8 protein-coding genes are annotated in these 12,770 nt (G+C 72.3%); 3 read left to right on the forward strand and 5 right to left on the reverse strand.

The annotated features are described in order from the left end of the window. Positions 1-57: 57 nt before the first annotated feature. The 3 genes from AB0D67_RS01990 to AB0D67_RS02000 are packed head-to-tail and all read right to left on the reverse strand — an operon-like array spanning position 58 to position 3,663. Positions 58-957, reverse strand: coding sequence for a carbohydrate ABC transporter permease (locus AB0D67_RS01990; RefSeq protein WP_362928851.1), 900 nt, complete (start codon positions 955-957; stop codon positions 58-60). Next, a complete protein-coding gene (locus AB0D67_RS01995; protein ID WP_362928853.1) occupies positions 954-1,976 on the reverse strand; it encodes an ABC transporter permease subunit in 1,023 nt (340 codons plus the stop codon). The genes AB0D67_RS01990 and AB0D67_RS01995 overlap by 4 nt, the downstream gene beginning before the upstream one ends. Beyond that, complete coding sequence (locus AB0D67_RS02000; protein WP_362928855.1) at positions 1,969-3,663, reverse strand: extracellular solute-binding protein; 1,695 nt, start codon at positions 3,661-3,663, stop codon at positions 1,969-1,971. The genes AB0D67_RS01995 and AB0D67_RS02000 overlap by 8 nt, the downstream gene beginning before the upstream one ends. A gap of 209 nt (positions 3,664-3,872) precedes the next feature. Here AB0D67_RS02000 and AB0D67_RS02005 point away from each other — a divergent pair, with 209 nt between their 5' ends. The 3 genes from AB0D67_RS02005 (at position 3,873) to AB0D67_RS02015 (ending at position 9,237) form a co-directional block, all read left to right on the forward strand. Beyond that, positions 3,873-5,078: an ROK family transcriptional regulator gene (locus AB0D67_RS02005; RefSeq protein ID WP_362928857.1), complete on the forward strand. Its 1,206-nt coding sequence runs from the start codon at positions 3,873-3,875 to the stop codon at positions 5,076-5,078. Between the two features lie 165 nt (positions 5,079-5,243). Beyond that, positions 5,244-8,090 (forward strand): glycoside hydrolase family 3 C-terminal domain-containing protein, encoded by a 2,847-nt coding sequence (locus tag AB0D67_RS02010; protein WP_362928859.1) that lies wholly within the window; start codon positions 5,244-5,246, stop codon positions 8,088-8,090. A 142-nt stretch (positions 8,091-8,232) separates the two neighbouring features. Further along, positions 8,233-9,237: a LacI family DNA-binding transcriptional regulator gene (locus AB0D67_RS02015; RefSeq protein WP_362928861.1), complete on the forward strand. Its 1,005-nt coding sequence runs from the start codon at positions 8,233-8,235 to the stop codon at positions 9,235-9,237. 210 nt (positions 9,238-9,447) lie between these two features. On the opposite strand, the gene AB0D67_RS02020 is transcribed toward AB0D67_RS02015, so the two are convergent. Further along, the gene (locus AB0D67_RS02020; protein WP_362928863.1) at positions 9,448-10,824 is read right to left on the reverse strand and encodes a hypothetical protein; all 1,377 of its coding nucleotides are present in this window, start codon (positions 10,822-10,824) and stop codon (positions 9,448-9,450) included. 170 nt (positions 10,825-10,994) lie between these two features. Then, positions 10,995-12,749, reverse strand: coding sequence for a biotin carboxylase N-terminal domain-containing protein (locus AB0D67_RS02025; RefSeq protein WP_362928865.1), 1,755 nt, complete (start codon positions 12,747-12,749; stop codon positions 10,995-10,997). Positions 12,750-12,770 lie beyond the last annotated feature (21 nt).

The raw sequence follows: 12,770 nt of genomic DNA on the forward strand, positions 1-12,770 counted from the left end.
GGTATAGGCGATCTCACGGCTGACATATGAAGATCCAGGCAGGATGGGGCGCGCGGCTCAGCCCTTGACGGCGCCCACGATCACCCCCTTGGTGAAGTGGCGCTGGACGAACGGGTAGACGAACAGGACCGGGAGCAGCGCGACCACCACGATCGCCATCTGGATGGCCAGGCCGGGCGGCAGGGCCTGCCCGGGGATCGTGCCGGTCCCGCTCTGGCCGACGAACAGCGACTGGCCCTGGAGCACGTACTGCCGCAGCACGACCTGCAGGGGCCACTTGGCGTTGTCGTTCAGGTAGAGCACGGCGTTGAAGAACGAGTTCCAGTAGCCGACCGCGTAGAACAGGCCGATGACCGCGGTGACGCCCTTGGACATGGGCAGCACGATCCGCCGCAGGATGCGGAACTCGCTCGCGCCGTCGATGCGCGCGCTGTCGGTCACCTCGCCGGGGATGCTCATGAAGAACGACCGCATGACCACGAGGTTGAACGCGGTGACCGCGGTCGGCAGGATCAGCGCCCAGTAGCTGTCGATCAGGCCGAGCGAGCTGACCAGCAGGTAGTTGGGGATCAGTCCGGGGCCGAACAGGAACGTCAGCAGGATGAGGAACAGCAGCGGCCGGTGCAGCACCGAGCCGGGCCGGGACAGGCCGTAGGCGGCCAGCACCGTGACGCTCAGGCTGATCGCCGTGCCGACCGTGGTCACGCCGAGGCTGACCAGGACCGACCGGGTGACCACGCCGCCCGCGAACAGCTGCTGGTAGGCGGCGAGGGACAGTTCGCCGGGCATCGTGACCAGTCCGCCGGCCCTCGACACGGCCTCCTGGGTGGAGAGGCTGGTCAGCACGACCATGTAGATCGGGAAGAGGACGGCCGCCACGACGAGCGTGAGGACGAGTCCCTTGGCGAGCCCGCCGGCGCGGCCGGGCCGTTCGGCCCATGGAGGTGAGGTCGTCATGATCGTTTGTAGATTCCCTGTTCTCCGAACCGGTGGGCGACCTTGTTGGCGATGACGATCAGGATCAGTCCGGCCACGCCCTTGACCAGGCCCGCCGCCGCGCCGTAGCTCCACTCGCCGGTCAGCAGGGTGCGCCAGTAGACGAAGGTGTCCAGCACCTCGGCGGCGTCCCGGCCGACCGCGTCGCGTTGCAGGAAGAACTGCTCGAAGCCGACGTTCAGCGCCTCGCCCAGCCGCAGGATCAGCAGCAGGACGATCACCGGGCGCAGGCCGGGCAGCGTGACGTGCCACATCCGCCGCCAGCGCGAGGCGCCGTCCACCGCCGCGGCCTCGTAGAGGTTCTGGTTGATGGCGGCCAGCGCGGCCAGGAAGACGATCGCGCCCCAGCCGGCGTCCTTCCAGACCGTCTCGGCGGTCACCAGCAGGATGAAGGTGTCCGGGTTCGTCATGACGTCGAAGCCGCTGTAGCCGTGGTCCCGCAGGATCTGCGAGAGCAGCCCGGCGCCGCCGAACATCTGCTGGAACAGCGTGACGACCAGCACCCACGAGAAGAAGTGCGGCATGTAGACGATGCCCTGGATGAACACGCGCAGGCGGGGCCGTACCACGCTGTCGAGAAGGATGGCCAGCGCGATCGGCACCGGGAAGTAGAAGACGAGCTGGAACGCGGTGATCGACAGGGTGTTGAGCGTCGCGTCCCAGAAGCTGTCGTCGAGCAGCAGCCACTGGAAGTTGGAGATCCCGACCCACGGGCTGTCGGCGACGCCGACGTAGGGCGAGTAGTCCTGGAAGGCGATGACGTTGCCGAGCAGCGGAACGTAGTGGAAGACGATCAGCAGCCCGATCGCGGGCACCGTCATCAGCAGCAGCTGCCAGTCGCGGCGCAGCCGGTCCCGGAAAGGGACACGGGTGCCCGGGCTTGTCGAGACGGCCCTTTTACCGACATGCTTGGAGGTGCCGGCGCCGGCGGGTGAGGTCAGGTCACCCGCCGGCCCGGTCCTCGGCTCGTTGCTAAGCACGGCCGTTGTCCCGCAGGATCTTCATGTAGAAGTCCCTGGCCTCGTCGCCGCCGTCCCGCCGCCACTCCGCGGCGATCTTCTTGGCGTCGCTGACCGGGCGCCGCCCGCGCATGATGTCGGTGAACTTGTCCTCGGTGGGCACCTGCAGGCCGGAGAACTTCGACGGCTTCTGGATCCGGATCCCGTCGAACGGGGTCTTCTCGACGTGCGGGAAGGTGGCCTGCTGCCACGCCATGTTGGCCTTGACCGCGTCGGGATAGGCGACCCAGTCCACGAAGATGGGGCGTCCGCCGAGGAAGAGGTAGGTGGGGGCGACCTCCTTGCGGCCGAGGTCGTTCAGCTGCGGGACGTTCTTGTCGTCGCGGGTGAAGTGCTTGCCCTCCACCCCGAAGTTGGACAGCTCGTACTCCTTGGTCCCGTACGGCGCCGCGCACCAGTTGAGGATGGAGAGAAGCTCCTCCACCTTCTCCTTCGGGGTGCCCTTCTTCACGAAGGTGAAGATCCCCGCCGCGTTGTTGTGGTACATCATCGGTTTGCCGCCGTCGTGGGCGAAGACCGGGAAGGCGTCGATGGCGAAGTCGGGGTTCTTGCCGCGGTGCTGCTGCAGCAGCTCCTTCCAGCCGCCGAGCCCGTCGCGGTAGACGGTGATCTGCCCGCCCCCGATGAGGTCCTTCTCGTTGGCGCCCTTGCTGCTCACCACGGAGGGGTGGATCAGGTCCTCGGCGAAGAGCTTCCGCATGAACTCCAGCATCTGCTCGTACTCGGGGGTCTCGTACTTGTGGACGAGCTTGCCGCCCTCGTAGCGCCACTCCTGCGGGATCCGGAAGACCGTCCAGAGCATCTCGTGGATGTCGCCGAACGCCCAGCGCTTGTTCTTGGGGTCGTTGATCTCCTTGCCGAGCCGGTACAGCTCGTCGGCGTTCTTGGGCGCGGTGTTCCAGCCGTTCTTGTCGAACAGGTCCTTGCGGTAGAGCAGCGCGAAGGGGAAGGGCTCGGTGGGGAACGGCACCGCCATCAGCTTGCCGTTCCAGACCGACCACTCCCACGCGGCGGTCGGCAGGTTGGCCAGCAGCGGGTACGGCTTGACCTTGTCGCCCTGCAGGTAGGGGGTGAGGTCCTCGAACGCCTTGTCGACGGCCTGGTTGAAGTCGGCCATCTTCTCGATCTCCCAGCTGGGGATGACCATGAGGTCCGGGAGGTCGCCCGAGGCGAGACGGGCGATCGCCTTGTCGGCGTACACGGTGCCGTCGGCGATCTGGAACTCCACGGTGGCGCCGATGTCGGCGTTGGCCGCCTGGAAGTAGGCGTTGTCCGCCAGGGCGGGCGGCACCGGCCCCCACAGCGGCGTCATGGCCTTGTAGGAGCCGCCCTTCCCGGCCTTGGCGGTCAGCGCGGGGGCGGGGGAGGCGGGGTAGGTGGTGAAGCCGCCGCCGATGCCGGGGATGCCCGGCAGGTCGGAGACGATGCCGGGGATGTCGGGCTGCGCGCCGGGGAAGGGCGCGTAGGTGGGAGTGAGGGAGGTCAGCTTCTCCGCGGCGGCGGCGGTGGCGCCCCCGCTTCCCGGCCGGGGGCCGCTCGGGGCGGAGCAGGCGCCGAGCAGGCCGCCTCCGGCGGCCATCGCGGCGCTGAGCCCCACCAGGCCGAGGAAGCCTCGGCGGGTGGTCGTCGCGCCCGGGGTCTGGGTCATGGCGCTTTCCCTTCGTCGGTTCAGATCAGGGGGGTGTCCGCGGGAGAGGGGCCGCGATAGAGTTAGTTCGTCTGATGGCCAAACAAATTAGTCGAGGCCGACCCCCGCCACAAGGGAGCGCCGACCCGGCGTCCGCGGGAGGCGGTCACGGATTGGTGAACGATGGTGCATGATGGGGCCAGCCTGGCCGAGCCGGAACGGGACTGACCTTGATCACATCTACGAGCGACCCGCAGCCGGCCGACTTCGCCGACGTGCGGGCGACCAACCTCGCCGTCGTCCTGCGGTTCGTGCGTGAGCACGCCCCCTGCTCGCGGGCGGACATCGCCGCCTCCACGGGACTGAACAAGGCGACGGTCTCCAGCCTGGTCGCCGACCTGATCGACCGCCGGCTGGTCCGGGAGACCGGGCTGACCGAGAACCGCGTCGGCCGCCCGGCGACCATGCTGGTGCTCGACGGCTCGCCGTACGCGGCGATCGGCGTCGAGATCAACGTCGACTACGTCACCGCCGTGGCGGTGGACCTGTCGGGGGAGCGGCTGTTGTCCTGGCGGCGCTCCTTCCAGGGGCCCGACGTCACGGTGTCGCAGGCGATGGCGGTCGTCGCCGGGCTCGTCCGCCGCGTGACGGCCCGGATGGCCCGGGAGGAACGGCAGGTCCTCGGCCTCACCGTGGCCGTGCCCGGCCTGGTCGGCACCGACGGGGTCGTCCGCGTCGCGCCGAACCTCGGCTGGCGCGACGCCGACCTGGCCGGTGACCTCGCCAAGGCGCTCCGCGACCCCGGGTTCCCGGTGCAGGTGGACAACGACGCCAACCTCGCGGCCCTGGCCGAGCACCGCTTCGGCCCGTGGGCCGGGACCGCCGACCTGGTGTACCTCACCGGCGAGATCGGGGTGGGCGCCGGGGTCATCCTCGACGGGCGGCTGCGGCGCGGCGGGCAGGGCTACGGCGGCGAGATCGGCCACATCCAGCTCGACCCGCTCGGCGCCGAGTGCCGCTGCGGCCGCCGGGGCTGCCTGGAGGCGATGGCCGGGATCGGCGCGGTGCTGGAGCACGCGGCGCTCTCCCCGGCGGAGGTGGAGGTCGAACTGGAGGAGACGGCCCGCCTGGCCCGGACCGGCGACGCGCACACCCTCGCCGTCCTGGCCGACGTCGGCCGCAACCTCGGCCGGGGCGTCTCGATGGTGGTCAACCTCCTCAACCCCGAGGTGGTCGTCCTCGGCGGATACTACGTGCCCCTCGCCCCCTGGCTGCTGCCCCAGATCGAGGCCGAGGCACGCGGGCGGGTGATCGCGCCGGACGCCGGCGGCTGCCGCGTCGTGGCCTCCACCCTCGGGTACGGCGCCGCCGCGCTCGGCGGCGCCGCCCGGGTGCTCGACCTGGTGGATTCAGGGCGTTTGCCGCGAATCTCTTGACCTGAGCCGCACGGGCGTGCACCCTCGGGGAAGCTCCGTTTCGAAACACCCGCGTAACGAACGGAGCGTTTCCGGATCATTCATCGAAGCGCTTCGACGGGCCGGGGCGCCTCCATCAGACCGACTTTCGAAGCGCTTCGATACCCCCCAGAGGACGGTCCCCCCATGAACGAACCCTTCCGCGACCCCGGAATCCCCCTCGCCGAGCGCGTCGCCGACCTGCGGGACCGCCTGACACCGGAGGAGAAGATCGGCCTGCTGCACCAGTACCAGGCGCCGATCCCGCGGCTGGGCGTGGAGGGTTTCCGCACCGGCACCGAGGCCCTGCACGGTCTGGCCTGGCTCGGCCCGGCGACGGTGTTCCCGCAGGCCGTGGGGCTGGCGAGCACCTGGGACCCGGAGCTGGTCAGGCGGGTCGGTGAGGCGACGGGAGACGAGGTCCTGGCCTTCCACCGCAAGGACCCGTCCGGCGCCGGGCGCAACGTCTGGGCGCCCGTGGTGAACCCGTTGCGCGACCCCCGGTGGGGCCGCAACGAGGAGGGCTACTCCGAGGATCCGTGGCTGACCGGCGTCATGGCGGCGGCGTACGCGTGGGGCCTTCGTGGGAGCGATCCCACCGTGCTGAAGACCGCGCCCACCCTCAAGCACTTCCTGGGCTACAACAACGAGACCGACCGCTGCGTCACCTCCAGCGGCCTGCAGCCCCGGGTGCTGCACGAGTACGAGCTGCCCGCCTACCGGCCCGCCCTGGAGCAGGGCGCGGCGGTGGCCGTCATGCCGTCCTACAACCTCGTCAACGGACGCCCGGCGCACCTCAGCCCGCTGATCCGCGAGGCGCTGCGCGAGTGGGCGCCCGACGACATCCTCGTGGTCAGCGACGCCTACGCCCCGGGGAACCTCGCCGGCATGCAGGCGTACCACGAGGACCTGCCCACGGCCTACGCCCACGCGATCAGAGCGGGCCTGGACAGCTTCACCCAGGACGACGACCGGTCCGGCGAGACCCTCGGGCACATCCGCCGGGCACTGGAGCTGGGCCTGCTCACCGAGGAGGACGTCGACGAGGCGGTACGGCACGCGCTGTCCATCCGGTTCCGGCTCGGCGAGTTCGACCCCGCCCCGCCGTACGAGGGGATCACCGAGGCGGTCGTCAACTGCACCGAGCACCGTGAGCTGGCCCGCGAGGCCGCCCGGCGCTCGATCGTGCTGCTGCGCAACGACGGGATCCTGCCGCTGGCCGCGCCCGGCCGGATCGCGGTCATCGGCCAGCTCGGCGACACGCTGATGGAGGACTGGTACTCCGGCACGCTCCCCTACGCCGTCACCGCCCGCGCAGGTCTCGCCGAACGGTGCGAGACGGTGTTCTGCGAGGCCGTGGACCGGGTCGCGCTGAGTGTGGAGGCCGGGGCCGTCGTCGCCGACCCCGGCGGCGGGCCGTTGTCCGTCGCGCCCGGCGGTGGGGGCGACGAGGCCCTGTACGACCTGTTCGACTGGGGCGGCGGGTCGTACGCGCTGCGGGCCGTGGCGACCGGCCGCCACCTGTCGGTGGGCGACGACGGCGTGCTGGTCAACGACCAGCCCGGCCCCAACGGCTGGGAGGTGCGCCAGACCTTCCGGATGGAGCGCCGTCCGCGCGGGACGCTCGCCCTGCGGCACATCTCCACCGGCCGCTACGTCGCCCTGGACGACGGGGCGTTCCGGCTGGCCGACGACGCCGACGCGGCGGCCTGGCTCACCATGGAGCGGGTGGTGGACGGCGCCGAGACCGCCGCCGCCCTCGCCGCGACGGCGGACGTGGCCGTCGTGGTGGTCGGGGACCACCCGCTGGTCAACGGCCGCGAGACCGAGGACCGCCTCGACCTGGACCTGCCCGCCGCCCAGCAGGCCGTCGTCCGGGCGGTGCGGGCGGCCAACCCGCGGACCGTCATGGTGATCAGCAGCGGCTACCCCGTCTCCTGGGCCGATGAGGACCTGCCGGCCGTGCTGTGGTCGTCGCACGGCGGCCAGGAGTACGGCCACGCCCTGGCCGAGGTGCTCTTCGGCGACGCCGACCCCGAGGGCCGGCTCACCCAGACCTGGTACCGCTCGGCGTGCGAGCTGCCCGACCTGCTCGACTACGACATCATCGCCTCCGACGCCACCTACCAGTACTACCGGGGCGAACCGCTCTTCCCCTTCGGGCACGGCCTCAGCTACACCACGTTCGACTACTCCGGCCTGACCGTCTCGGTGGAGAACGGCCCTGGCGGCGCGGACGGCCTTGGCGGCCCTGAGGGCCCTGGCGGCGCGGAGGGCGCGGGCGGCACGGTCATCGTCACCGCCACGGTCGCCAACACGGGCCCCCGCGCCGGGGCCGAGGTCGTCCAGCTCTACACCCACCAGCGCGGCTCCCGGGTCAAGCAACCGCTGCGCCGCCTGCGCGGCTTCACCAAGGTACGGCTCGCACCCGGCGAGAGCACCACGGTGAGCTGGCGCCTCCCCGTCCGCGACCTGGCCTTCTGGGACGTCACCCGCAACCGGTTCGTCGTGGAGGACGCCCCGCACCGGGCCATGGTCGGCCGCTCCGCGCGGGACATCCGGCTGTGCGCCTCCTTCCACGTCGAGGGGGAGCGCATCCCGCCCCGCGCGGCCCTGGCCGGGCCGATCCGCGCGGTGGACCACGACGAGTACGACGCGGTGGCCTTCGTGGACGCCGACCGGGTCTCCGGCGACGCCGTGCGGTCCACCGAGGCGGGGGCGTGGATCGCGTTCCGCTCGACGGACTTCGGCGACGGGGCCGCTTCGCTCTCGGCACGCGTCACCGGGGCCGAGGGCGGCGTGATCAGCCTGAGGCTGGACGACCCGCTGCACGGCCCGCTCCTCGGCGACCTCCCCGTCCCCCGGGCGGGCCGCTACGACCTCACCGAGGTCCGCACCGGGCTCGCGGACGTCCGCGGGGTCCGTGATCTCTATATGGTGTTCGAGAACGCCGGGATCACCCTGGCCGGCTTCACCTTCGGAGAGCGCACGTGAGCGAGTGCGGCGAGCGGACGGCGCGGCGCGCCCGCGGGCGCGCCCCCCGGGACACCGGGCGGGGCCACGATGCCCTCCCGGTCGGCGGACGCGTCCTCCCGGTGGGTGAGCGCGCCGTCCCGGCCGGCGGGCGAGGAGGCGCATGAGCGGGCGGGCGGTGACGATCGCCGAGGTCGCCCGGCACGCCGGGGTGGCGGTGAGCACCGTCTCCTACGTCCTCAGCGGGAAACGGGCGATCTCCGCCGACACCCGGCGGAGGGTCCTCGACAGCGTGCGGACGCTCGGGTACCACCCCAACGCCGGGGCCAGAGCACTGGCCAGCAGGCGGGCGAACGTCATCGCGCTGGTGCTGCCGCTGCGGGCCGGGATGCACGTCCCGGTGCTGATGCAGTTCGCCACCTCGGTGGTCACCGCAGCCCGGGGCTACGACCACGACGTGCTGCTGCTGACCGCCGACGAGGGCGCCGAGGGACTGCGCAGGGCGGTGGCGAGCGCCCTGGCCGACGGCCTGGTGCTGATGGACGTGGAACTGCACGACAGCAGGGTGCCGCTGCTGCGCGAGCTCGCCGAGCCGAGCGTCCTGATCGGCTTCCCCGCCGACACGGCCGGGCTGACCTGCGTGGACCTCGACTTCCACCGGGCCGGCGCGCTCTGCGTGGAACACCTGGCCGAACGCGGGCACCGGGAGGTGGCGCTGCTCGGCGCCCCCTCGGTGGTCTACGAACGCGGCACCGGGTTCGCCCGCCGTACCAGGGAGGGGTTCACCGAGGCCGTGGCCGGGCGCGGCATGACCGGTACGGCCCTGCCGTGCGAGGAGAGCTTCGAGGAGGTCGCGGAGACGGTACGGCGGCTGCTGGAGACGCGGCCGGAGCTGTCGGCCCTGGTCGTGCACAACGAGGCGGCGGTCGGCCACGTGCTCGGGGCGTTGCGCCAGTACGGCAGGCGGATCCCCGAGGACGTCGCGGTGGTGGCGATCTGCCCCGACGACGTCGCCGAGCGGGCCGGTCCGGCGCTCACGTCGGTGCTGGTCCCGGCCGAGGACGTGGGCCGCGAGGCGGTGCGGCTGCTCATGGCCAAGCTGGCGGGCGCCGCCGTGCCGGACGCCACCCTGCTCGCCCCCCGGCTGACGGTGCGCGGGAGCACCTGACCTCGTCCGGCGGAGCGGACGCGTCGGCCGCCCGGCGGTCCCGGCGGCCCCGCAGAGCCCGCCGCGTGCGAGATCCGCCGGGCGCCGTAGGCGGCCGGGATGCGGAGACGGGCGCCGTACGGGATCCGGACACGGAGACGGGCGCGTCCCCTCGGGGAACGCGCCCGTCTCGCCGTCTCAGGAGGCGATCGTCAACCGGTCACCGGCGGGTCACCAGTCGCCCCCGCCGAAGTCACCGCCGCCGAAGTCTCCGCCGCCGCCGAAGTCGCCCCAGCCGCCGCCGCCGAAGTCTCCGCCGCCGCCGAAGTCGGCACCGCCGCCCGCGTCGGCCACGCCCTGCTCGTAGCCCATGCCGTAGCCGCCGCCCATGCCCCAGCCGCCGCCCATCATGCCGCCGAGCATGGTGCCGACGAGCATGCCGGTCATGATGTCGCCGAAGCCGCCGTAGTAGCCGTAGGCGTAGGGCTGGTAGGCGGGACCGGCCTCGTAGTACGGGCGGTAGCCGCCGTTGACCATGACCTGGCGCGTCTGCGGCTCGAAGCCGCGCTCGACGGCCTCGGCGTCCGCCGCGCAGGCCGGGACGTCGCGCACCGCGCCGCCGGGCGGGGCCCAGCGCACGTCACGGGCGGACGGGCCGTGCTGCGGGTTGAAGAAGCACGGGGAACGCCGCTCGGGAAGCGGCTGGTGGTTGACGCGGGCCTTGACGCAGGCGAGGGCGTAGCGGCCCTCCTCCAGCGTGGAGGTCACGTTGCGCAGCTCGTCGGGGCGCTTGACCGCGTCCAGTTCCACCTTGGCCCGCTCGTAGGAGTCGAGGGCGCGCTGCCAGTCCTGCTGGTGCTCGGTGCCGTCGCCGAGGAGCTTGACGTCGGTGTCGAGGCCGGTGATCTCCTCGCCGAACTTGGTGACGTCCTCGTCCACGGTCTGCTTGACCGCGGCCAGCTCCGCCGCCTCGCGGGCCTCGCGCTGCTTCTTCTTCTTGCGGGAGTAGAAGAAGAGGCCGAAACCGCCGGCCAGGGCCAGCACCAGGATGCCGATCAGGACGCCCCCGCCGCCTCCGGAGGAGGAGCGGGAATCCGAGCCGGAGCCGGAGCCGAGCCCGGCGCCGCTGGCCGCGTCGTCGGCCAGCTTGACGAAGTTGACCACGTTGTCGGTGGGGCTGGAGGTGGTCTTGGCCCGACCCAGCAGCTCGTCGACGTCGACGCCCTTGATGTTGGAGACGCCGAACGGGGTCTTTCCGCTCATCAGCAGGATGGTGGACTTGCCGCCGACGTCCTTGCGGACGGAGGTCAGCAGGGTCCTGGCCTGCGACTTGCTGGTGACGGACCCCTCAGGCAGCAGCCCGACGTAGACCGAGGAGCTCTTCGTCTGCCCGACGGCTCCGCGGATCTCGTCGACGGCGTTCGCGGGGATGCCGGAGGCGGGGTCCGCGTAGAAGCGGTCGCCGTCGGTCAGGCCCGAGGAGATCGTGCCCGGGTCGGGCGCGGCGGCATGGGCGGCTGGAGCGATCATGAAGACGGCCAGCAGCCCGGCGAGCAGCGCGACGAGCGCGGCGCCGAGGCGGCCCGGTGCGGTTTTTGTCGTGATCACGGCAAGAAAGCCTCCTTCGCCCTTCAGGACGAACAAGCGGACGTCAGAGTTCCCACTTCCCGACCGTATCCCTTCCAGACGTCCCCCGCGGCGTCCGGGACGGCGCGGCGGCCGCCGCGCGCCGCCCGGACGTCCGTGGTGTCGGGGATCCGCGCCGCCCCGGGCGCCGGTCAGGCGTCCTTGATGTCGCAGATCACGGCGCCCGCGGTGACGGTCTGGCCGGGCGTGGCCGCCAGGCCGGTGACGGTGCCCGACTTGTGCGCGGTCAGCGGCTGCTCCATCTTCATCGCCTCCAGCACCACGACGGTGTCGCCGGCCGCGACGGCGTCGCCGTCGGCGGCCACCACCTTGACGATGGTGCCCTGCATCGGGCTGACCAGGCTGTCGCCCCCGGCCACGGCCTTCTTGCCCGCACCGCCCGGGTTCCCCCGCCGGGGCGGCCTGGCGGAGCCCCGGGCCGGGGCCGGCGCGGCGAACCCGGCCGGCAACACGACCTCCAGGCGCTTGCCGCCGACCTCGACGGTGATGTGCTCCCGCTCGGCGGGCGCGCCGGAGTCGGCCACCGGGCCGGCGTACGGCTCGATGGGCGTGGCGAACTCGGTCTCGATCCACCGGGTGTGCACCGAGAACGGGTCGGAGGTGAAGGCCGGGTCCTCGACGACGGCGCGGTGGAAGGGCAGCACGGTCGGCATGCCCTCGATCTCGAACTCCGCCAGCGCCCGGCGGGCGCGCTGCAGCGCCTGCTCGCGGGTCGCGCCCGTCACCACCAGCTTGGCGATCAGGGAGTCGAAGGACTGCGGGACGGTCATCCCCGCCTCGTAGCCGGAGTCCAGTCGCACGCCGGGCCCGGACGGGACGCGCATCGCGGTGATGGCGCCCGGCGCGGGCAGGAAGTTGCGCCCGGCGTCCTCGGCGTTGATCCGGAACTCGAACGAGTGGCCGCGCAGCGGCGGGTCGTCGTAGCCCAGCGGCTCGCCGTCGGCGATCCGGAACATCTCGCGTACCAGGTCGACCCCCGCGACCTCCTCGGTCACCGGGTGCTCGACCTGCAGGCGGGTGTTGACCTCCAGGAAGGAGATGGTGCCGTCCTGCCCCACGAGGAACTCGCAGGTGCCCGCCCCGACGTAACCCGCCTCGCGCAGGATCGCCTTGGAGCTCGACCGCAGCAGCCCGACCTGCTCGTCGGTCAGGAACGGCGCGGGGGCCTCCTCGACCAGCTTCTGGTGGCGGCGCTGCAGCGAGCAGTCACGGGTCGAGACCACCACCACGTTGCCGTGGGCGTCGGCCAGGCACTGGGTCTCCACGTGGCGGGGACGGTCGAGGTAGCGCTCGACGAAGCACTCGCCCCGGCCGAATGCGGTGACGGCCTCACGGACGGCGCTGTCGTACAGGTCGGGGATCTCCTCGGTCGTCCTGGCCACCTTGAGGCCGCGCCCGCCGCCGCCGTACGCGGCCTTGATCGCGATGGGCAGGCCGTGCTCGGCGGCGAAGGCCAGCACCTCGTCGGGGCCGGAGACCGGGTCGGGGGTTCCGGCCACCAGCGGCGCGCCGACCGCCTGGGCGATGTGGCGCGCCTGGACCTTGTCGCCGAGGGCGTCGATCGCGGACGGCGGCGGGCCGATCCAGGTCAGGCCCGCGTCGATGACGGCCTGGGCGAAGGCGGCGTTCTCGGCGAGGAAGCCGTAGCCGGGATGGACGGCGTCGGCGCCGCTGTCGCGGGCGACGCGCAGCAGCTTGCCGACGTCCAGGTAGGTCTCGGCCGGGGACTGACCGCCCAGCGCGTACGCCTCGTCGGCGACCCGCGCGTGCAGCGCGTCGAGGTCCTGGTCGGCGTAGACCGCGACGCTGGCCAGCCCGGCGTCCCTGCACGCGCGGGCGATCCGCACCGCGATCTCACCACGGTTGGCGATCAGGACCTTGTGCACCGACGTGTTCCCTTCGTGCGT

It is taken from the genome of Streptosporangium sp. NPDC048047 (assembly GCF_040653115.1).
Taxonomy (GTDB): domain Bacteria; phylum Actinomycetota; class Actinomycetes; order Streptosporangiales; family Streptosporangiaceae; genus Streptosporangium.

Excerpts from the sequence above, each read along its gene's own strand:
- AB0D67_RS01990 (WP_362928851.1), bottom strand. The coding sequence starts at position 957 with ATGACGACCTCACCTCCATGGGCCGAACGGCCCGGCCGCGCCGGCGGG.
- AB0D67_RS02000 (WP_362928855.1), bottom strand. The coding sequence starts at position 3,663 with ATGACCCAGACCCCGGGCGCGACGACCACCCGCCGAGGCTTCCTCGGC.
- AB0D67_RS02010 (WP_362928859.1), top strand. The coding sequence starts at position 5,244 with ATGAACGAACCCTTCCGCGACCCCGGAATCCCCCTCGCCGAGCGCGTC.
- AB0D67_RS02015 (WP_362928861.1), top strand. The coding sequence starts at position 8,233 with ATGAGCGGGCGGGCGGTGACGATCGCCGAGGTCGCCCGGCACGCCGGG.